The organism is Aquimarina sp. AD10, assembly GCF_003443715.1.
In the GTDB taxonomy this organism is placed as follows: domain Bacteria; phylum Bacteroidota; class Bacteroidia; order Flavobacteriales; family Flavobacteriaceae; genus Aquimarina; species Aquimarina aggregata.
The window spans coordinates 4,491,587-4,513,216 of record NZ_CP031965.1 but is presented as its reverse complement, the minus strand read 5'-3'; the positions used below and the strand labels follow the sequence as shown (position 1 = coordinate 4,513,216).

29 protein-coding genes are annotated in these 21,630 nt (G+C 31.8%); 25 read left to right on the top strand and 4 right to left on the bottom strand.

Annotated features, from left to right (window positions below; genetic code table 11):
• Position 1: 1 nt before the first annotated feature.
• Genes ccoN through D1816_RS18705 form a run of 7 tightly spaced genes read left to right on the top strand, consistent with a single transcriptional unit; the run spans position 2 to position 5,958 of the window.
• Positions 2-2,203, top strand: a complete 2,202-nt coding sequence (gene ccoN / locus D1816_RS18730; protein ID WP_066316168.1) for a cytochrome-c oxidase, cbb3-type subunit I — start codon at positions 2-4, stop codon at positions 2,201-2,203.
• Between the two features lie 5 nt (positions 2,204-2,208).
• Complete coding sequence (locus D1816_RS18725; RefSeq protein WP_066316167.1) at positions 2,209-2,394, top strand: cytochrome C oxidase subunit IV; 186 nt, start codon at positions 2,209-2,211, stop codon at positions 2,392-2,394.
• Complete coding sequence (locus D1816_RS18720; protein ID WP_118504839.1) at positions 2,391-3,344, top strand: cbb3-type cytochrome c oxidase N-terminal domain-containing protein; 954 nt, start codon at positions 2,391-2,393, stop codon at positions 3,342-3,344. Before D1816_RS18725 ends, D1816_RS18720 begins: the two co-directional genes overlap by 4 nt.
• A 30-nt stretch (positions 3,345-3,374) precedes the next feature.
• Complete coding sequence (gene ccoG, locus D1816_RS18715) at positions 3,375-4,796, top strand: cytochrome c oxidase accessory protein CcoG (RefSeq protein WP_118504836.1); 1,422 nt, start codon at positions 3,375-3,377, stop codon at positions 4,794-4,796.
• Between the two features lie 10 nt (positions 4,797-4,806).
• Complete coding sequence (locus D1816_RS26300) at positions 4,807-5,013, top strand: FixH family protein (protein ID WP_369886606.1); 207 nt, start codon at positions 4,807-4,809, stop codon at positions 5,011-5,013.
• Positions 5,014-5,032: 19 nt separating this feature from the next.
• On the top strand, positions 5,033-5,254 hold the full coding sequence (locus D1816_RS26295) for a FixH family protein (protein ID WP_369886605.1): 222 nt from the start codon (positions 5,033-5,035) through the stop codon (positions 5,252-5,254).
• Between the two features lie 2 nt (positions 5,255-5,256).
• Positions 5,257-5,958, top strand: coding sequence for a sulfite exporter TauE/SafE family protein (locus D1816_RS18705; RefSeq protein ID WP_118504834.1), 702 nt, complete (start codon positions 5,257-5,259; stop codon positions 5,956-5,958).
• Between the two features lie 8 nt (positions 5,959-5,966).
• Here D1816_RS18705 and hemN read toward each other — a convergent pair whose 3' ends face one another.
• Together hemN and D1816_RS18695 are read right to left on the bottom strand one after the other, a co-directional pair.
• A complete protein-coding gene (hemN, locus tag D1816_RS18700; RefSeq protein ID WP_118504832.1) occupies positions 5,967-7,331 on the bottom strand; it encodes an oxygen-independent coproporphyrinogen III oxidase in 1,365 nt (454 codons plus the stop codon).
• 31 nt (positions 7,332-7,362) lie between these two features.
• Positions 7,363-8,202 (bottom strand): universal stress protein, encoded by an 840-nt coding sequence (locus D1816_RS18695; RefSeq protein ID WP_369886602.1) that lies wholly within the window; start codon positions 8,200-8,202, stop codon positions 7,363-7,365.
• Between the two features lie 284 nt (positions 8,203-8,486).
• Between D1816_RS18695 and D1816_RS18690 the strand changes: the two genes are divergently transcribed.
• From D1816_RS18690 to D1816_RS18610, 17 genes are all read left to right on the top strand, one after another.
• A complete protein-coding gene (locus D1816_RS18690; RefSeq protein ID WP_118504828.1) occupies positions 8,487-8,891 on the top strand; it encodes a hypothetical protein in 405 nt (134 codons plus the stop codon).
• A gap of 63 nt (positions 8,892-8,954) precedes the next feature.
• Positions 8,955-9,239 carry a hypothetical protein gene (locus D1816_RS18685; RefSeq protein WP_066316149.1) on the top strand — a complete coding sequence of 95 codons (285 nt, stop codon included), beginning with the start codon at positions 8,955-8,957 and terminating at the stop codon, positions 9,237-9,239.
• A gap of 244 nt (positions 9,240-9,483) precedes the next feature.
• Positions 9,484-9,981: a ClbS/DfsB family four-helix bundle protein gene (locus tag D1816_RS18680; RefSeq protein ID WP_118506288.1), complete on the top strand. Its 498-nt coding sequence runs from the start codon at positions 9,484-9,486 to the stop codon at positions 9,979-9,981.
• 40 nt (positions 9,982-10,021) lie between these two features.
• A complete protein-coding gene (locus tag D1816_RS18675) occupies positions 10,022-10,912 on the top strand; it encodes an RsiV family protein (RefSeq protein ID WP_118504826.1) in 891 nt (296 codons plus the stop codon).
• 208 nt (positions 10,913-11,120) lie between these two features.
• The gene (gene trxA, locus D1816_RS18670) at positions 11,121-11,420 is read left to right on the top strand and encodes a thioredoxin (protein WP_066316138.1); all 300 of its coding nucleotides are present in this window, start codon (positions 11,121-11,123) and stop codon (positions 11,418-11,420) included.
• Position 11,421: 1 nt separating this feature from the next.
• Positions 11,422-12,063, top strand: coding sequence for a deoxyribose-phosphate aldolase (deoC, locus tag D1816_RS18665; protein WP_118504824.1), 642 nt, complete (start codon positions 11,422-11,424; stop codon positions 12,061-12,063).
• 245 nt (positions 12,064-12,308) lie between these two features.
• On the top strand, positions 12,309-12,707 hold the full coding sequence (locus D1816_RS18660; protein WP_147405140.1) for a hypothetical protein: 399 nt from the start codon (positions 12,309-12,311) through the stop codon (positions 12,705-12,707).
• Between the two features lie 34 nt (positions 12,708-12,741).
• Positions 12,742-12,915, top strand: coding sequence for a hypothetical protein (locus D1816_RS18655; RefSeq protein ID WP_158597804.1), 174 nt, complete (start codon positions 12,742-12,744; stop codon positions 12,913-12,915).
• 10 nt (positions 12,916-12,925) lie between these two features.
• Positions 12,926-13,138 carry a hypothetical protein gene (locus D1816_RS18650; protein WP_118504818.1) on the top strand — a complete coding sequence of 71 codons (213 nt, stop codon included), beginning with the start codon at positions 12,926-12,928 and terminating at the stop codon, positions 13,136-13,138.
• Between the two features lie 36 nt (positions 13,139-13,174).
• Complete coding sequence (locus D1816_RS18645; RefSeq protein WP_118504816.1) at positions 13,175-13,813, top strand: hypothetical protein; 639 nt, start codon at positions 13,175-13,177, stop codon at positions 13,811-13,813.
• Positions 13,814-14,139: 326 nt separating this feature from the next.
• Positions 14,140-14,934 (top strand): hypothetical protein, encoded by a 795-nt coding sequence (locus D1816_RS18640; RefSeq protein WP_118504813.1) that lies wholly within the window; start codon positions 14,140-14,142, stop codon positions 14,932-14,934.
• Positions 14,935-14,939: 5 nt separating this feature from the next.
• Positions 14,940-16,745, top strand: a complete 1,806-nt coding sequence (locus D1816_RS18635) for a DUF262 domain-containing protein (RefSeq protein ID WP_118504811.1) — start codon at positions 14,940-14,942, stop codon at positions 16,743-16,745.
• 130 nt (positions 16,746-16,875) lie between these two features.
• Positions 16,876-17,211: a hypothetical protein gene (locus D1816_RS18630; protein ID WP_118504809.1), complete on the top strand. Its 336-nt coding sequence runs from the start codon at positions 16,876-16,878 to the stop codon at positions 17,209-17,211.
• Positions 17,212-17,369: 158 nt separating this feature from the next.
• A complete protein-coding gene (locus D1816_RS18625; protein WP_147405141.1) occupies positions 17,370-17,720 on the top strand; it encodes a hypothetical protein in 351 nt (116 codons plus the stop codon).
• 296 nt (positions 17,721-18,016) lie between these two features.
• Positions 18,017-18,517, top strand: a complete 501-nt coding sequence (locus tag D1816_RS18620) for a hypothetical protein (RefSeq protein ID WP_118504805.1) — start codon at positions 18,017-18,019, stop codon at positions 18,515-18,517.
• Positions 18,514-18,966 (top strand): hypothetical protein, encoded by a 453-nt coding sequence (locus tag D1816_RS18615; RefSeq protein WP_118504802.1) that lies wholly within the window; start codon positions 18,514-18,516, stop codon positions 18,964-18,966. The genes D1816_RS18620 and D1816_RS18615 overlap by 4 nt, the downstream gene beginning before the upstream one ends.
• A gap of 8 nt (positions 18,967-18,974) precedes the next feature.
• Complete coding sequence (locus D1816_RS18610; RefSeq protein WP_066316084.1) at positions 18,975-19,481, top strand: hypothetical protein; 507 nt, start codon at positions 18,975-18,977, stop codon at positions 19,479-19,481.
• A 348-nt stretch (positions 19,482-19,829) separates the two neighbouring features.
• On the opposite strand, the gene D1816_RS18605 is transcribed toward D1816_RS18610, so the two are convergent.
• The gene (locus D1816_RS18605) at positions 19,830-20,669 is read right to left on the bottom strand and encodes a universal stress protein (protein ID WP_118504800.1); all 840 of its coding nucleotides are present in this window, start codon (positions 20,667-20,669) and stop codon (positions 19,830-19,832) included.
• Between the two features lie 219 nt (positions 20,670-20,888).
• Here D1816_RS18605 and D1816_RS18600 point away from each other — a divergent pair, with 219 nt between their 5' ends.
• Entirely contained in the window at positions 20,889-21,074 is a 186-nt protein-coding gene (locus D1816_RS18600; protein WP_199729981.1) for an acylphosphatase, read from the top strand.
• A 186-nt stretch (positions 21,075-21,260) separates the two neighbouring features.
• Here the strand turns inward: D1816_RS18600 and hpf are convergent, their stop codons facing one another.
• Positions 21,261-21,563 (bottom strand): ribosome hibernation-promoting factor, HPF/YfiA family, encoded by a 303-nt coding sequence (gene hpf / locus D1816_RS18595; RefSeq protein WP_066316075.1) that lies wholly within the window; start codon positions 21,561-21,563, stop codon positions 21,261-21,263.
• Between the last annotated feature and the right edge of the window lie 67 nt (positions 21,564-21,630).

Sequence of the window (21,630 nt, the reverse complement as noted above, 5' to 3'; positions counted from 1 at the left end):
TATGGAAATAGAAAAGTTCTACTACGATAACAAAATCGTAAAAAAATTCTTGTATGCTACTATGCTTTGGGGCATCGTAGGAATGTCTGTAGGATTATTGTTAGCCTTTATGTTTCTTTTTCCAAATCTTACCGATGGTATCTCATGGTTAAGCTTTGGAAGACTAAGGCCACTTCATACCAACGCAGTAATTTTTGCATTTGTTGGAAACGCCATTTTTGCAGGAGTATATTACTCTACTCAGCGTTTATTAAAAACACGAATGTTTAATGATACATTAAGTAATATTAACTTCTGGGTTTGGCAATTAATTATAGTAGGAGCAGCTATCACACTACCCTTAGGGTATACTACATCCAAAGAATATGCAGAACTAGAATGGCCTTTTGATATTGCAATAGCTATTATATGGGTAGTTTTTGGTTGGAATCTTATTGGCACTATATTAAAAAGGAGACAACGCCATATGTATGTAGCGATCTGGTTTTATCTAGCCACCTTTGTCACGGTTGCCGTACTTCATATTTTTAATAGCCTTGAGTTACCCGTTAGTGCTTTTAAAAGTTATTCTGTATACGCTGGTGTTCAAGATGCTCTGGTTCAATGGTGGTATGGTCACAACGCCGTAGCTTTCTTTCTTACGACTCCGTTCTTGGGGTTAATGTACTATTTTATTCCAAAGGCGGCTAATAGACCCATTTACTCATATAGATTATCTATTGTTCATTTCTGGTCTCTAATATTTATATATATCTGGGCAGGACCACACCACTTATTATATTCTTCTCTACCAGACTGGGCACAAAATTTAGGTGTTGCATTTTCGGTGATGTTGATCGCTCCTTCTTGGGGAGGTATGATTAATGGTTTATTAACCTTACGTGGGGCTTGGGATAAAGTGCGTACCGATCCCGTTTTAAAGTTTATGGTTGTGGCGATCACTGGATATGGTATGGCTACTTTTGAAGGGCCAATGTTATCTCTTAAAAATGTAAATGCTATTGCTCACTTTAGTGATTGGATTATAGCACACGTTCATGTAGGCGCTTTAGCATGGAACGGGTTTTTAACCTTTGGTATGGTCTATTGGTTAGTTCCAAAACTTACCAAAACAAAATTATGGTCTACAGGATTAGCAAATGCACATTTCTGGATAGGAACTTTAGGGATTATCATGTATGCGTTACCAATGTACGTAGCGGGATTTGTGCAAGCATCTATGTGGAAACAATTTAACCCCGACGGTACCTTAACTTATGGTAATTTCTTAGAGACTGTTAACGAGATCATCCCTATGTATTGGATGAGAGCTATTGGTGGTAGTTTATATATTCTCGGAACCTTTGTAATGCTATATAACATTGTTAAAACTATACGAAGTGGTAGTGCAGTAACCGACGAGCTTGCAGAAGCTGCTGCGCTGCAAAAAGTTACTAAAAAAAGAACTGCTAAAGAAGGGTACCATACCTGGTTAGAAAGAAGACCTGTTAAGCTAACCATCTTTGCTACCATTGCTATTCTTATCGGTGGTATTGTACAAATAGTACCTACATTAATGGTAAAATCTAATATCCCTACGATTACAAGTGTAAAACCATATACTCCACTCGAATTAGAAGGAAGGGATATTTATATACGAGAAAGTTGCGTTTCATGTCATTCACAAATGATAAGACCATTTCGAAGTGAGGTCGAACGATACGGGGAGTATTCTAAAGCAGGAGAATATGTTTATGATCACCCATTTCTTTGGGGCAGTAAACGTACAGGTCCTGATCTCATGAGAATTGGTGGGAAATACTCTGACAATTGGCATCTAAACCATTTTTATGATCCCCAAACGACCTCATCCGGATCTATTATGCCAAGTTATAAATGGCTGATCAAAAATAAACTGGACAGATCCAATACTGAAACAAAAATGAAAGCAATGGTCACTCTTGGTGTGCCATACACTCCTGAAGAAATTACAAGGGCACAACAATGGATGGACGAGCAGGCTACAACTATTGAGAAGAACTTGTATAGCGATCCTGACTTTGCCAAAACTTATGAAGCAGATAAAAAATACGCCAAAGACAACGGGTTAGATTTTGTTGAAATGAGAAATCGAGAAGTCGTAGCTCTAATTGCTTACATCCAAAGATTAGGAACCGATATTAAAGTAAAAACCAAAGAAGATTTAGTACAAACCAAAGAATAGATATTATGCTAAAATTTGTAAAAGGTCATATGGAAAGTATTGAAGGTATAGCTATCTATCCTATCATTTCGCTACTTATATTTTTCGTCTTTTTCGCATTGTTATTCTGGTGGGTATTTACCGCCAAAAAAGAACATATCAAAGAAGTAAGTCAAATTCCATTAGAAACTGAAAACGAAACACAATTATGAGAAGTACATCATCATATTTGAGAGTGCTTGCCTTTTTAGGCATCGCATATATATTGATAGAATTATCTGTTGAATCTCCAGAGCAATCTGCATTTTTAACACAACCCTTAACCTGGATAGCATTAGGACTTGTTTTGTTATTTTCTGTGGCTATAGAAATATGTGTAGCAGCACTAAACAATGTCTTATTTCAATCACTAAAACCAGAAGAACAAGAGCGATATCTTCTAGCACAAAAAAAGAAGAAAGAAAATCAATTTAGATGGTTTAAAGCTACATATTTAAGACTATTAGATAGTAAACCTGTAGAAGAAGAAGGTGAGATTATCCTTGATCATAATTATGATGGCATTCAGGAACTAGACAATAATTTACCGCCATGGTGGGTATACAGTTTTTATGCTACAATTATATTTGGTGTAATATATCTTATAAGGTTTCATGCATTTAACGATTATACACAAGCAGAAGAATACGAAACAGAAGTTGCTGAAGCTAAATTAGCTATCGAAGAGTATAAGAAAACGGCCAAAGATCTTGTTGATATCAATACCGTTACCGTACTCACAGAAGCTTCTGATATTAGTGCTGGAAAATCTATTTTTTCTGCAAATTGTGCTGCATGTCACAAAGCCGATGGCGGCGGAGGTATTGGTCCCAATCTTACCGATCAATATTGGATATTAGGAGGCGGTATTAAGAACATTTTTAGAACAGTTTCTGAAGGTGGTCGTGATGGAAAAGGGATGGTAGCCTGGAAACAAACTTTGAAACCCGCAGAAATGGCTCAAGTAGCGAGCTACATACTTACGCTACAAGGTTCAACACCTTTAGATCCTAAAGAAGCACAAGGAGAGTTATGGATTGATCCTGAGGCTTCAAAAGAAGAAATCCCGCAGGATGAAATTCCTGAAACTATCTCAGATTCAACTGCTGTAGTAAGTAAATAACTCTAGAAAACATTTAAAACCAGTATCCCATTGGAAACACCAAATAATGAAAATTTCAGAGATTCTATAGGCACGATTAACGAAGAGGGTAAACGTGCCTGGGTGTATCCCAAAAAACCTAAGGGCGTTTATTATGACTACCGTAAATGGGTAAGTTATGGTTTATTACTATTCTTGTTTTCTGCTCCTTTTATTAAAATTAATGGAAACCAATTTCTTCTTTTTAATGTTCTAGAACGTCGTTTTAATATTTTCGGAGCCCCATTTTGGCCACAAGATTTTCACTTATTTGTAATCTCGATGATTATAGGAGTCATTTTTGTGACTTTATTTACAGTGGCATTTGGTAGACTATTCTGCGGATGGGTATGTCCACAAACGATCTTTATGGAACTGGTTTTTCGAAGAATCGAATACTGGATCGAGGGAGATCGCGGCAAACAAATACGTTTAGACAAACAAAAATGGGATGCAGAAAAAATCAAAAAACGTACTCTTAAATGGTTTATATTTTTTGTTATTTCTTTTCTAATTGCCAATGTTTTTTTGGCCTACTTAATAGGTAGTGATCAATTATTAAAATACATTATCGATGGCCCATCTAAACATATAAGTACACTTATCTCTCTTCTTATTTTTACAGCTGTATTTTATTTTGTATTTGCTTGGTTTAGAGAACAGGTTTGCATAATCGCCTGCCCTTACGGAAGATTACAAGGAGTATTATTGGATTCTAAATCTATTGTTGTCGCTTATGACTATAAGCGAGGAGAAAAAGAAACTGGGAGAGCTAAATTTAGAAAAAATGAAGACCGCCCTACTACAGGAAAAGGTGACTGTATTGATTGTTTTCAATGCGTTCATGTATGTCCCACGGGAATAGATATTAGAAATGGAACACAACTAGAATGCATCAACTGTACTGCTTGTATCGATGCTTGTGATCATATGATGGAAAGTGTACACCTGCCTAAAGGATTAATACGATATGCCAGTGAAGATAACATTGCTAAAAAAGCAAAATTCAAATTTGGACCAAGATTAAAAGGATATAGTGCCGTACTGGTCATCCTTACAGGTGTTTTATTAGGGATGTCGTTCTTGCGCAATGATGTAGAAGCAACAATTCTAAGATTACCAGGGCAATTATATGAGCGAAAGGCAGATCATATTATTAGTAACGTCTATACCTATAAATTGGTCAATAAAACCACTTCAGAAATAGAGGATGTTCATTTTGAATTGCTATCACATAATGGAAAAATAGAACTCGTAACGCATAAAAATTTTAACGTCCCAGAACAAGGGTTAGCTGAAGGAACTTTGTTTATAGAAATCAACGGTGCCGCGCTAAGTGGAGATAAGGACAGAATAAAAATTGGCGTATACAGTAAAACTGAATTAATAGAAACAACGACAACGGCATTTCTAGGCCCAAGAAGTTATAAATAAAACAACTCTCATGAAAATAAACTGGGGAACAGCAATCGTATTAGTTTTTATAGGATTTATTTCTTTTATACTATACTTCGTAGTTCGAATGAATACCGAGCAAAAGTTTACTCATGATCTTGTTACAGAAGAGTATTATAAGGAAGAGCTAGCTTTTCAAAAGGAAATCAACGCCGAAAAAAAACGCAAAAACTCTGGAAGGTGCTATTCAAATTAAAAAAACTGATAGGGGTCTATTGATTTTATTTCCAAAGCACACAAATTCTGAGGATATCTCTGGTACGCTATCTTTTTACAGACCATCAAATAAAAAATTAGATTTTGAAGTTCCTATTTCACTTTCAAATGCTCAAATGCTTATACCAGATAAAAATCTGATAGAAGGCAGATGGAATATTACTATTGATTGGGAGTTCGACCACACTCCATATTTATTTAAAAAATCATTTATGTATTAAACATGCTACTATCAGCTGTCATATTAGGTTTATTAGGAAGTTTTCACTGTATTGGCATGTGTGGACCTATTGCATTTATGTTACCTGTAAACAGGAAGAATAACATCCAGAAGCTATTTCAGATATTTTTATATCACCTTGGTAGATTGTTGGCTTACGCCATTATTGGATTATTTTTTGGGGCTCTAGGTAAGAGTTTACACCTTTTCGGGATGCAACAGACATTATCTATTATTGTTGGCGTATTAATGATTTTAATTATCATAGTACCGCATCACCATTTTAATCAATACAATTTTTCTAAACCTATCTATAAGCTGGTGTCCAAAATAAAAAACAATCTCGGAGCCGCACTTAAAAAGAAAACTTCGGATACTTTTTTAACCATTGGTTTTTTAAACGGTTTTTTACCTTGCGGTCTCGTATACATGGCTGTGTTTGGCGCCATTGCATCTGGTGATATTTTTGAAAGCAGTCTATATATGATCCTTTTTGGATTAGGAACTATTCCTTTAATGACTACAGCGGTCTACTTAAGTAACTTTTTAACCAAAAAAGTACGACAACATATCCAGAAAGCCATTCCGGTATTTGTAGTACTTATCGGGTTATTGTTTATAATACGAGGATTAGGGCTAGGGATTCCTTATATTTCTCCCAAACCTGTTACAGAAATAGTTTCTACTAATTTTGAGTGTCACTAAATCGCAGATTAAATAGTCATCGAAAATAATGTAGTTTCAGGAATACTGCGTTGTAATCTTAAGTCAAAAGCCATACATATATTACGCACAAACGGACGACCTTTTTCGGTAACAGTTACCGTATTTCTAGATATTTCTAATAGCCCATCAATTTCAAGCTCTTTTAGATTTTGCAACACTTCTGGCAATTCTTTAAAGTATAAGTCATCCTCTTTCCAGTTGGTTTCAAAATGACACATTAGGTTAAGAATGTGTTGTCTGATAATCTCATCTTCTTTGTTTAATATATGTCCGCGATACACCGGAATGATATTTTCATTTACCAAGTGCTGATATTCTTCTATATTCTTTACATTTTGAGCAAAACCATACCAGCTATCACTAATAGCAGAGACGCCTAACCCAATCATCATTTGTGTTTTTGATGCTGTATATCCCATAAAATTACGATGTAACTTTTGATCTTCCATTGCTTTGTATAGCGAGTCATTTTGCAAACCAAAATGATCCATTCCAATTTCTACATAGCCTACTTTTTTTAATAGTTTTTTACCCATTTCGTATTGCATTCTTTTTTGCTCTGCAGAAGGCAGGTCAACATCTTTAAACCCGCGTTGCCCATTTCCTTTTTGCCAAGGCACATGCGCATAACTATAAAATGCTAGTCTATCTGGTAATAGCGCTTTGGTTTTTAAAATCGTATTAATCACGGCTTCTTGAGTCTGAAAAGGTAAACCAAAAATAATATCATGCCCCACAGAGGTATACCCAATCTCTCGAGCCATCTCGGTGACATATTTTACATTTTCAAAAGGTTGTATACGATGAATTGCTTTTTGAACATTCTCATCATAATCTTGTACACCAAAACTTACTCTTCTAAAACCTACATCAAACAACGCCTGTAAATGTTCTTTGGTCGTATTATTAGGATGACCTTCAAAACTAAACTCACAATCTTTGGCACGGTCTACTCCTTTAAATAAAGAACTAATTAAATACTCTAAATTCTTTGGAGAAAAAAAAGTAGGTGTGCCACCACCTAGATGTAATTCTTTTATTTTTGGTTTGGTTTCTAATAAATTAAGGTATAAACTCCATTCTTTAAGTAACGCATTTATATACGGTAACTCTACGTCATGTCGTTTTGTAATTCTTTTATTACAACCACAAAATGTGCACATACGTTCACAAAAGGGCAAGTGAATATACAGGCTTATCCCCTCGGTAGTATTACTTTCAGAAAAAGATCGTTTTACAGATTTCTTCCATTTGGACAATGAAAATGTATCAATATCCCAATACGGAACCGTTGGATAACTTGTATATCTTGGTCCTGGAATGTTATACTTATTAATCAAATTTGTGCTCATTATTATTATTTTCGATTAGAATTACTACTATTTATTCATGTAATACCAAAAAGGGAATAGTGGTATGATAGCTTATTTTTTCTACGGTAGGATGAAATAAAATGCGTTGAAAAAAATTAAGGTTCTTTGCAATCATTGTAATCATTGTAATATCTCTACTTTCTACAAAACATTGTACTGCTTCTTCAATATTAGGGTTTGATAAAAAATGAAAACTATGCTCTATATCTTCTAATGCATCATCCAAAAAATCTTTATTCTTTTCTTGTAACCCACTTAACTTTTGATTTTTCTTAGTGACATGCAAAATTCTCAAACATGTATTATGTACGTCCAAAATTTCTGCAATAGTATGCAGTACCCTATTCTTATATGATATATTATAGTCTGTAGGAAAAGCTATTTCTCTAGGTCTTGTATAAGTTGCTTTTTCGGGAACTACCAAAACAGGGCATTTTACTTTTGTAATAACATCACCTGTATTACTTCCTATAGTTTTTTCTTTGAGACCAGAGGCACCTTTGGTCCCCATCACAATAAAATCAATATGTTTATGCGCTATTTGTTTTCTGATAGCATCAATAAAGAAGATATGTTCGTTAATTGTAAAAAACTGATGCTTTGTATTTAGTGGCAATTTTTCGATTTTTTTCTGTAACAATCGCATTTGTTCTTTGTGACTATGCGTCGTGTTTTCAACAACCGAATTTGTGGTATCATAAAAAGTAGTTCCTCCCATCATTTCTTCATAAGGTGATACATGCAAAAGAAAAAAATTGCACTTCACTTTTCTAAAAAACGATAATGCATACACAATGGCATTCCATGAATTGTCAGAAAAATCTGTGGGAATCAGGATGTTCTTCATCATAATTACTTTCTAAAACAACAAATGTATTGGGATGCTATGATCAAAAGAATGACAAAAATCAGTTTATCGATAATTATACTATGCTAATCAGAAGTTATTCAAAAAAATAAGTCAAATACAAATACCTACTGTATCACTAAAAACATGATAAGGAAATAGCAATGAGAACTGATTTATATCATAAAAAACCTTGTGATAACTCCTTAAGTTTATCCTATTAACTAAACCCGCTTTATGTATTAGAAAATCTATTACCTAAAGCAGGTTACACAAATAGTACTACTATGAACACTACAGATAATATTGCGGTTACTTTTTATCAAAATCTTGGTAAACTCTTTTATGCGATTGCAGCTTCAGATAAAATTGTTCGTAAATCAGAATACGAGTCTTTAAAACAAATCGTAAAATCAAAATGGTTAGCTGTTGATGATATTACAGATGAGTTTGGTGTGGATGCAGCTTTTCAAATCGAAATTGTTTTTGATTGGATGGATTATGAAACTCCAAATGCAGCTACTTGCTTTAAAGAATTTCAAAATTTTTACGAAGAACACAAATCTCGTTTTAACACCGAGATAAAAACATTAATATGGGAAACAGCAAATGCTATTGCCGGTGCTTTTTCTGGTAAGAACAAATCAGAGCTAATGATGCTGGGCAGATTAAAATTGATTTTTGAAAACTGATTTATATCATATTTTAATAGGGGTTGCGTAATTAATTTTACTTCAACTTAAAAACGTACTATTATGACACTATATGCAAAAATAAATGCTGATTTTTCTCAAAATTATATTGGGTATTCTGCTTTGGCTATCATCGCATCAACTTGTTTAGGTTCAATAGCAATTATGACAACATTATTAAACGGAAACGATCCTTTACAGATGTTTATGGTCTTTTTAAGCGTTGTTGTTTGTAGTGCTCATAATGCAGCTATACTAACCGTTCAAAAACCTAAACTAGTTTTAGATCTTTTAATTATAAGTATTGTAGTTAATACAATGCTACTTATCGGAAACGGGCTTTTTTAATCAATATTAATGCTATTTACAAAAGGCGAGTTTTATGTTAAGCTCGCCTTTTTTTGTTTTGCCTATAAGGTGATCAATATCATATTTTTATACGATAATCTCGATTACATTTATTGAACTCATCTTGAGTAGTGATTTTGAACCGAAAAGTTTGGCTTTTGTAGCAAAGCTAGCGTGCAAAATGTAAATTTTGTAGGTAAAAGCATTACCCAAAATGAGTTCGTTATATAAAACCGATGAAGCTATGCCTAGACCAAAAACCAAAGAAGCATTACTAGATCTAAGTCATAAGAACTATACTAAGTTACTTGATTTTGTTAATTCTTTTCCTAAAGAACAAGTAAACCGTGAGTTCCCCAAACGTTATCTTAATAGAAATATTAGGGATATTCTAGCGCATCTTCATCATTGGCATATCATGATGTTAAATTGGTATACAATAGGAATGACAGGAAACAAGCCAGATATGCCAGCAAAAGGATATACCTGGAAAACCACTCCGGATCTTAACAAAGTGATTTGGAAAAAATATCAAGATGTTGAGCTAACCGAAGTAAAAAAATTATTAAAAACATCGTTTGATCAGCTACAAAAAATAATTAACGACCATACCGAAGAAGAACTTTTTGAAAAACGAAGATTTAAATGGACCGGCACTACCTCACTAGCCTCCTATCTTATTTCTGCTACGTCAAGTCACTATGATTGGGCATATAAATTCATAAAGAAATGTATGAAATAATACCTAGAGCTATTTCATCTTAAAAACAAAAATCAACCGTATGAAAAATCTAATCATTTGCCTTATTATCCTAAGTTTTATGGCTTGTAAGCATGAAACTTCACTTCAGAAAACCTCAACACCTAAGGATGTCGAAATTGAACACAATACTGATCAAAAGATCAAAGATTCTGTGCTACCGCTTTCTGGAGAAGCTATAGCACTGGATCATGAAAAAACAAAAGCTCTAAAAAGAGATAAATTGATCAAAGCCAAAGACGATAGAGCTAAGTTGCAAGAATTAGTGATTTCTAAACACTTTTTAAAAAAAGAAGACCTTTATATTTTAGATTATCAATACCCATATCTAAATGAAGAAATTGATCCATCTTATGCTGTTTTTAATAACTTCATCACAGAAAATTACCTAAATATCGAAAAAACCGAAAATCAAATCCTTGAAGACAAAGAGTTGCTTTGTGATACCCTAAAAATAAATCGTTTTAGAGATAAAAGAAGCATTGATTATAAGATTTATACTGTAAAAAGCAACTTTATTAGTGTAGTACTATACAAGGAAAACTATTATTCGGGGATGCGATACTCTACGTATTTATTTGATTGTATCAATTTTGATCTGGAAAAATATGACTTTGTTTATTTTAATGACTTCTTTACCAAAGGTTCTGAAGATGCTGTTTTTGTAATTATAAATAACATTATAAAAGAAAGCATTGCATCAGGAGAATTGTATTATGATTGTTGGGAATTGTCTAAAGGTGATTTTAACGCCTATAAAAACAATTTTGTCATGAATGATGATGTTTTAGAATACTATTTTGATGATTGTGTTATTTGCCCCTCATACACAGGTACCTATTCTATAGAAATCCCGATCACTGCAATAATGCATCTTATAAAAAAATACAATGCACCACCTAAGATAGGGTAATCTATCAAATTTAAACTGAGTTTGATTGTTCTTTTTCCCTGTCACCTCGAGCGCAGTCGAGAGGTTATTTTTAGTCAAATCCAAGGATCTCGACTGCGCTCGACCAGCCAGATATAGATGGATGATCTATAGAATATAAATCGAACTGAGGTTATTTAGCATACTTCGTTGTAAATTTGTTTTTTAAATTTTAGATATCTATAGCTTTATGAAAAGTAGTTTTAACAATATCATCGATTCAAAAACACCTGTATTAGTTGATTTTTTTGCAGATTGGTGCGGCCCTTGTAAAATGCTAGCGCCTATACTTAAAGAGGTAAAAGATGAACTAGGAGAAACTATTAAGGTGGTTAAGATTGATGTAGATAAAAACCAACCTTTGGCTTCAAAATATCAAGTTAGAGGGGTGCCTACTATGATACTGTTTAAAGAAGGTAAACAAGTTTGGCGCCAATCGGGAGTATTACAAAAAAATGACCTTATCGGGATCATCAAAACACACCAATAAGATGTTACTTAATGCATACATAGATCATACCCTATTAAAAGCTGATGCTACCGTAGATGCTATTAAGCAACTTTGCTCAGAAGCAAAAACATATGATTTTTATGCCGTTTGTGTTAACAGTTATTATGTAGCATTGGCACATAGCGAATTAAGAAATACAGCTATTAAAATTGCCTCGGTTGTAGGTTTTCCTTTGGGTGCGAGTGTCAGCAACGCCAAAATATCAGAGGCTCAATATTGTATCGATAATGGGGCTCATGAGATTGATATGGTTTTAAATATTGGGTTATTAAAATCTAACTATTATAAGATTGTCGAAGATGAAATTAAAGCCATCAAAAAAACAATTGGTGATCACACCTTAAAGGTCATTTTTGAAAATTGCTATTTAACCGATGACGAAAAGAAAATGGCTTGTAAACTGGCATTACATGCTGGTGCTGATTTTATAAAAACCTCTACTGGATTTGGAAATGGCGGCGCTACACTAGCAGATGTAAAACTAATGAAAAACGAAGTCGGCAATCAAATCCTTATAAAAGCTTCTGGTGGTATTAGAGATACCAAAACGGCCCAACAATACATTGATTTGGGAGTTTCTAGAATAGGAACCTCATCAGGTATCGCAATTGTTTCTTCTTAGCGCATATACTAACAACACTTGTAGTATATTCTGGTATTTTGAATGTAGCTGCGTATTGTCTTACTTTTTGCAACATATTGTTTTATAAAACTCTTTACTGAGGATTTGTCTACCTATTCCTAAATTTTGACAAGTTATAGATAAAACTTTTTAATACGCTATGTGGATTACCGTAATGGTATCTTAAAAGATAATTATAGTTTTATTGGTCGAAAAGGAGTACTGAAATACGTAACTATATAACATTGTTGTACACAATTATGGAAGTAATTACAGAAATATTAAAATTTTCCGTTGGAGGTATTACAATTGGAGCTATTGTAATCTTCCTTGGGAAAGTTATTATAAATAAAAGCTCAGATCTGATTCTGGAAAATCATAAAAACAAATTAGACATTCTTAAAACTGAACACCAGATAAAATTTTCTCAACTTCATTCGGAAAGAGGTCAGATCATTAAAAGACTGTATCAAAATCTATTTGAAATTGAAAAGCTCCTAAATCATATGACAACACTATTTCAAGGTGTAGACTGGAAGTACGATCGTGAAAGAGAAATGGCTGCTTTCGAGAAAATAAAGGAAACAAGAGACTTACTAGAACTTAATAGAATATATTTCCCTGAAGAATTTGAAAATTATTGATACACTAAACAAATTTAACAATGTAATTAGTTTAATGAATGAGGCGAAAACTAAAGGAAAAATTGAAAACTTACTACAAGGCACTCAAACAATTGAAGGAGAAAATTCTTTAAAAACTTGGAAGAAGGCTAACGAATCAGTCGAAAAGGATGTTAAAGAATTGAAATTAAAGTTAGCAGAGGATTTTAGGAAAATCATATCCACGTAAAACTAATTCAATGACATTTGAACAAGCATTAAAAATAAAATTAGAATACAGCAATGGTGTATCTTCTAAATCGTACAGAGTAATTCCAAATCCCAAAACAGATTCTAAAGGATATAATAAATTTATGACTGACCTCTGTGAAGATAAAGATTTCACTGATGAAGATGCTAAAAAATATTCAACTAACTCGGACTATAATGTTCTTGAAGGTCACTTCTATTAAATTTACAGGATTAAAAAAATATATCAATAAAAGCGAATGTCAAAAGAAATAAAACATATTTGGTACGCCAGTTATGGTTCAAACATTTTAGAAAGTAGATTCCATTGTTACATTCGTGGAGGGCAACCAATAGGCTCGAAAAAAAATTATAAAGGTTGTTCTGATAAAACTTTACCAAAAGCCAATGAAGAAATTTATATCAATAGTGAACTTTATTTTGCAAAAAGATCTAAAAGTTGGAATTCTTGTGGTGTTGGATTTATAAACACGAAGTTTAGTGATGACATTCAGACATTTGGAAGAATGTATTTAATAACATCTGAGCAATACATTGAAATCGTAAAACAAGAAACTAATCACCAAGGAGAATTACTTATTGATTTTAAAAAAGCAAAAGAAAAAGGCTCTCTTATTTTTAAAGAAAAGTCTTGGTATGGAAATTTGCTTTATTTAGGAGAGCAAAACGATAATTCAATTTTCACATTCACAAATGAAAAGAATCTAATTAAAGAAATAAATCCACCAAGTGAAGAATATCTATTAACAATTATTAATGGATTGAAAGAGACTTATAATTTGAGCGAAATCGAAATAAAGGAATATTTTGAAAATTTACCTGGAATTAAGGGTTATGAAATAGAAAAAAAACTGACTGAATTAATCAAATCTGAATAAAATAACAGTTTACAACAATTTGTATATTGCATATGCCGCCTTCGGCAGGCAAACGAACCATATATGGGACGTTACCCTACTCTAATCTCTTTTTAAAAGCATAGGTATTCATTATACTATGTAAAAAAACAAATACAAGGATCACTAGATTTTAATATTACATAGGTAAAACTTTTAAATTCTTAATGTGGATTCCCGTAATGATATCTTAAAAAGATAACTATAGTTTTATTAGTCGAAAAGTATTACTTAAATAAGTAACTATATAACATTGTTGCCTGCAAGACGAAAAGAACACCTATAGATAAATGAAAAACATATACTAAATGCCAAATCCTTATATAGATAACTCTGAAAGATGGTTAGCATTAGCAGAAATTGATTATTTAACTCAATTTGTAAAAGCTTGGATTCCCTTTAATGCTTGGTATATGAATATGTATCCAACTTTAAAACGAGATAGAGTAATTATCGAAGAAATTAAAAGTAATCCGAATTTATTTAGAGATAAAATTATCGCTTTGTTAAATGGAAAGGATAATGATTCTATAATATTTAAAGGTCAAATTGCCAAATTGCATCAATACCTAGAATCTATTTATATCCCAAATGCAGACAAAAGAATCACATTTCAATCAATTTCTGTAGAAACGAATCCAATAACTTCAGAAACTTTGACATTCAGAAGATGGATTTACAAAGTTGAATTAACTCGAACAGGCAATGGCAATGCAATTAATATTAATTCTCTGGTTACCAATTCAGGAAGCATAACTCAATATACATTTAATCAATCAAAATTCGATATTGAAAATTTAAATAATCACATTCAACAAAATTCAAGCTTAACTGAAAACCAAAGAAACTGCCTTTTAGATACTTATAGAAAAATTGACCCAAAAAAGCCAACAAATCTAATATCATCAAATCGCCAAGGTATAGAAGCAGGAAACATATTTTTAATAAATGATGTAGAAAAATTAGTTAAAGGATTAATTGAGGTTATATACAAATTGAGAAACATTCTTTTTCACGGTGAATTAATACCAAATAAGGATAACAAGAAAGTATACGAACCTGCTTTTTATATACTAAAAACATTAATTCAAAGCTTAAACTAAACAATATGTCATCAGCAGCAAATAAAATAGACGCAAACGATAAAACACTTAGAGATATTCTTCATTCTAAAAAGTATTCTATTGATTTTTTTCAAAGAGAATATAAATGGGAGAAAAAACATATCGAACAGCTTCTTATTGACATTGAAGAAGCTTTTAGTGGTAGCTACAAATTAGGAGATACTATTGCAGATGTTTCTAATTATGATTCATATTATATGGGACCTTTGATTTTTTGTGAAAAATCAGGTGTTTCTTCCATTATAGATGGACAACAAAGACTAACCTCTCTTACTTTGTTACTTATTCATATTAATAATTTACAAAAAGACAGAGATGATAAAGAACCTATTGATGATTTAATATTTTCTAGAAAACATGGTAGAAATTCTTTTAATATTGATGTTCCTGAACGATTCAATATTTTAGACGCATTCTACAAGAATATAGATTTTGAAATTAATGAAAATGACAACATTACAATTCATAATATTTATGAAAGATTTCAAGATATAAAGGAGGTTTTTCCTGAATATCTATCTGGAGACAAGCTTCCAATATTTATTGATTGGATAAAGGAAAAATTAATTTTTGTAGAAATTGTAGCTTATTCTGATAAGAATGCCTTTACAATTTTTGAAACTATGAATGATAGAGGTTATAATCTTACTCCAAGTGAGATGCTTAAAGGCTTACTTCTATCTAAGGTAGAAAAAGAAAACTTTCTTATAGAACTAAATGATATTTGGAGAGAAAACATTTCTAAATTACATTATTTTTCCAGAGATGAAGATTTAGAATTTTTTAGAGCTTGGTTTAGAGGTCAGTATGCCGAAAGTATGAAACGTTCTTCATCTGCTGGAACAGCAAGAGAAGATTTTGAAAAAATTGGAACAAGTTTTCATCGGTGGGTTAAAGAAAATGCTAAACTCTTAAAATTAAAGTCCGAAGAAAACTATTATTACTTCGTTAAAAGTGATTTTGTTTTTTACTCTGATTTGTACATTAGAATTAAAAACATGGAGCGTTATCCAACAAATGGATTTGAGATTGTTAATTATAATACCAACTACTCAGTTGCAACCTCATTGTCTTATCCTCTATATTTATCAGCAATCAGTAAAACTGATTCAGAAGAAGAAATCAATGATAAAATATTAATCGTTGCTAATTTTATTGAGAGGTATGTGGTACTAAAATCAATATTAAATCAACCAATTTCACAAACGTCAATAAGATATTCATTTTTCAATACGATAATAAAAGAAATTAGAGATTTAAGTGTTCAAGAGCTTGAAGATAATTTCAAGACATATTTAACTCAATATGATGAGGCTTATGAACAAATAAGAAATATAAGCACTTACAATTCAAATCGTAAATTTTTGAAATATTTTGTTTCAAGAATTACAATGTATGTTGATAATTTATGCGATAGTAAAACCGACTTTTATGATTTAATAACTGCTAGGAGAAAATCAGGGTCAAATATTACTCATTTATTAAAAGATACTGATAAACAAAAGTTTGAAAGTGATGATATCTTCTATAGTGTTGCCACAAATATTGGAGCAATCGCTCTTTTGCGAAAAGACATTGACTATATTGATGAATCTGAAACTAATGTTTTATATAGGATTCTTAATAATGGTTCTCTATCAAAAAGTGAAAATTTGGTGCTATCTGACAAATTTACTCTACCTAAAATTAATGAAGTTGGAGTTGAATGGTTAATTAAAAATCAAAGCTTTATAATTGAAATTTGCGAGAAATTATGGAGAAATTCTTCATTAAAAAATAAAATCACATAAAGCCCGATCACGCGGATTTGTAATCCGTGCTATCTGATTAGTGTCAATTCGAAATGAAGTACCGATCGACAGCCCTACATTTCTTATACTAGACCGTTGTCCTTTATATAAAAAACAAGAAAGTAAATAGATGAATATCATAGTTATTGTAGTACTACTTATTATTGGGTTGATTATAGTTCTTCTATTCATTGGATGGATTCTTAAACTATGGCAAGAAAGATTAGGATGGAATGCTTATGGAAGTGGCCGAGATGGAATTACCTATACCCAAAAAGTTGACGGAAAATGGAAACGCATAGAAATTGATGCAGAATTATTACTCGGAAAAATAAATCGCATTATCTATTTCAAAACTGAAAAAGAATGGACTGCATATCCTGAGTGGGCTCAAAATCGAACGGAAATAATACATCGGATTAAATTAAAGTATCCTGCAAATCGGACAGAATACGAGAATGCATAAAAACTAAATTGGGTAATGAGTGATCAATATTATAGTACAAGAAATTTTATAATAGTTGTAAAAAATACATAGCAATTTATATAATGCGATATCCAATAATATTTCTTCTCATATTTGGTCATTATGGATTCTCACAAAATAATCCTGAATTAAATTCAATGGCAAGTTGCCTACAATCTGATATCTATTTAAAAACAGAAATTCAAGAAAAATCGAGAAGAATTTTATTCTTCAAAACACATGATAAAAAAATAAAAACGATTGACCGAATTATAGATCTTGATTCGAATATAATACTTCAACGAGTTACAAAATCTATTGAATCAGGTGATACTTGGAGGTTCAAAATCTTTAATCGCCTTGAAATAGAAGGGAATGAAATAGTTGAATATCTAATAACTAAAAATTCTGATAATGGGAAGGTCATCAGTTATAACAAATGCGGAGAAAAAATTAGAGAGAAGAATGTGAAATCTAATCTGATATTAACTAAGTTTATGACAAACTAAAACTACTACCAACATTATCTCAGCTAACCCGATCACACGGATTACAAATCCGTGTTGTCATAGCGAGTACAAATAAAAAACGATCACTACTAATGTGATCGTTTTTTTACTTACAAAAGTTCAGTGTCAGAAAATAAAACTAACAAACTTTAGTATTGTAGTAGATAAAAAATGAAAAAACTAGTTATTTCAAAACCTTTTTACTAATAGAATATTTCTCAATAAAAGGGGTCAACTCCCCTGTTGCCATGGGCATATATTGCCTAACATTGTGCAACAAATTAAAACCAACAATAATGAATAAAATATCCTTAATCCTAGTACTTTTTATAAGCCTAAATTTTTACAGTCAAGACCAATCAATTTTTTTAGAAAACATAGGTAAAAAACTAGAAGACGTAAAAACAACAACTTTTGAAAAAGTTAGAACAGATGCAAACGGACAGTTTTTACATTGGCGCATGATACACAATACTTATTTAGGTCAATTTGTTCGAAGTAAGCATTATATAACTAATAGTAAAAGCATTATAACCGGTTTTTATTTAGAAGTAAATGACCGAATAGGATCAAACTTGCATAAAGCCCTTGTTAAGAATTTCGGGAAACCTAAAAACATGTACGAGAGAAACAAAGAAGAAGCTGTTCCTCCTAACGCTAATCTAGTGGATATAGCAGATCAAGAAGTTCAGGAGTTTAGCGACAAGGTGTATCTTATGAATTTTGAATCTGATAAATACAAGATACAAGTTTCAGAAATGTTTAATGTATTAAACTTTGTAATAATCCAAAAATGAAAAATCTCTTAACCTTTTTATTTTCCATTTTAGTTTTTTCTGTTTATGCTCAAAAAACAGGAAATGCTTATGAAATAACAAACAAAGAAGAATTAAAATATGCGCTAACGTATTTAACCCATGACGCTATAGAAACTTATGACTTTAATGATGGCTATTTCCTTAAAACATTTAAAATCGAAACACATGAATATGTAACGTATCGTGAAGAACATAAGTTTTTAAAATCTTACTATTATATCATTGTTGGATCTTATAGTGAAGCAACTCATTTAGAAACCAAGCTATATAAAACAGATAAATTTGTTTCTCCTGAAATTTATCATAACGTAAAGAATGAAGATAAATCAAAACACACCATAGAAATTATTAGTTTAGAATCTACTAAAACAACTGTAGAACAAGTAAATGAAAAGGTAAAAACTCATATCACAATTTCTAAATACTAAGACAAACCATGAAATTTATACCTATAATCGCGTTGCTGTTATCAGTAAGTACTTTTGGTCAGAAAAAATTTGATTATAAAAATATAATTGGAGAGCCTATCGAAGCTATAGGTGTGTTTCATAAAGCACAAAATGGAATTCAACGACTAAATAACGATAAGGTTTTATTTTATAAATATTATTATGATTACACTTGGTACAATAGAAAAATGGGATACACAAATATTATAACCGACTCAAATCATATTATAAAATCTGTTCGATTTAACTTAGAGAAAACAATAACGAGAGATTTATTTGACGCACTAGTAGCTGATTTTGGTGAGCCAACACAAATTACAGTTAGAATAGAACCTCCTTATTCTAAAAGCCCCACTGAAGCAAATTATAAGACAAAAGACGTAAAAAAATATTGCGATGCAGCTTCGAGTATAAATTTTGAAAAAGATTCTTTAAAAATTTCGGTTTCCTCGTATAGCAGTAAAAAAACAACAATAGAATTAAAAACACTGTAATAAAATACCTGCTCGATCACACGGATTTGTAATCCGTGTCGTCAGAGCGAATTCAGAAGGTATTGCACAACCTTCATTAAATATAGTGTTGCTTGGCTATCCTGGTATTGATATAATCAGAGGATGTTTGAAAAGGGCGTTTGTTAACTTAAATCATTATTTATAAATAAAGAAAAGCAAAAATTAAATAACCGATAGTATCTGTATAAGTAAGAGGCTGTAGAAAAAGACATAAAAAAGACCCATTACGTTTTTTAATACCTAACAGGTCTTCTTATTCATGAAAAATCGCGTACTATATCGACTACCTATAGGCAAGCCTTGTGAAATTAAACTCCACAATGTGGATTAAATCTTAAATGTTAGCACTGGTTTATCCGAGTGGTTTGCGATATCTTCTCCTATACTTCCACTAAAAAAGTGCGCTATACCACGTCTTCCATGTGTTGGAATAGCAATGATATCTGCATCTATCTTTTTACTATAATTAAACACTCCGCTTTCTACAGAGTAATCACTATAATATACTACATGATCATGCATCTCTAAATTACCAGCATCGGCTTTAAAAAGAAACTCTTTTACTTTTTCTTCCATTTGAGTAGAGTTTTTGAACTTCTCTCCTGGTAGATTTACATACAGTAAATGTACATTAGCTCCCAGTGCATTAAACAATCGCATTGCATTATGATAAGGTCTAAGGTTTTCTATTTTAAAGTCACATGCAAATACGACCTCTTTGATCTTAAAATCTCCTACACTGTTTTTTACAACAAATACTGGCACATCTGCAGTACGCACTACTTTTTCGGTATTTGACCCTACAAAAACTTCTTCTCTAAGGCCACTAACACCATGAGATCCCATAACAATAAGGTCTGCATTATTTTCGTGAGCTACTTCATTGATTTCGCTAAATATTTTATAATTCTGTACCGTCTCGGTGACTTTTATCCCTTTCAGGTACTCTTTGTCTAAAAATGTTTCGAATCTCTTTTCAGCAAGTTTCATATAGTACACAGCTTCTGCTACCTCCTGTCCTTCATTTTTAGTTAATACTGCTTCTGATAATCCAAGCATATGTAACACTATAATTTCGGCATCGTGTTGCTTAGCAAATACAGCAGCTGCTTCTAATGCATATTCTGAATACTTTGAAAAGTCTACGGGTACAAGAATTTTTTTCATAATACATAGTTTTATACTTTCAAAATTAGAGGATATAAGTAGTATTAAAAATGACATTTATCATATCATAAAGTAAACTTCTTTTACTTTTTACAGTATCTTTCATCTCAATTCAATCATCTATATTTTAAAAAAATGTCACAACAATATAACATCATTGTAAAAGGTAAAGTATAAGGTGTCTGGTATCGAAAAAGCACACTAAAGAAAGCTGTAGAAATAGGTCTTATAGGATTTGTAAAAAATCAACCCGACGGCAGTGTGTATATCGAAGCTAAAGGAACTAAAAATCAACTCGAAGAACTTATAGAATGGTGTAAAAAAGGTCCTGAATACGCAAGAGTTGATGCTGTTACTTTTACAGAAGTTCCTGCACAAGCTTTTGATGGTTTTGAAATTTTATAATCAACTACATAAAAACAGAAACAGGTAGATGAGGGTCTACCTGTTTCTTTTGAAGAAATTTATTTCTTCGCTTGATTTTTGTTGCATTGCACCAGCAAAAATCAAAAACTATTTTGACTACAGTACTAAGATAATCTTATCACTAGTTTTAAATTATGATAAATATCAGTTTTGAGTTTTTCTATTTTAAAGATAAGGTTTCATAGTACCTTTTCGTTTTTTAATCTGTGTCTCTACATCGCCTAAGGTCTCTTTAAAGGCTAGTTCAAAACTCTTTTCATTCGAGGTTGCATGAATTTTAGGACCTGGTAAACTAAGCTCTATATCACAAATTTTCCCTTTGCCTTTGGGATCATTTTCTTTCTTAAAAAAGACATCAGACTTAATTACCCAATCATATTTTTTATAAAATTTATCAAGCTTTTCATGTACATAATTCTCCATAGCTTCACTAGTTGGCATTTGTACAAATTGAATAGTTACTTTCATAGGTTTCGCATTTAACTTTTATCCAAAAATAGTGGTAAACCTAAATTCTAAATATGACAAAAGTCAT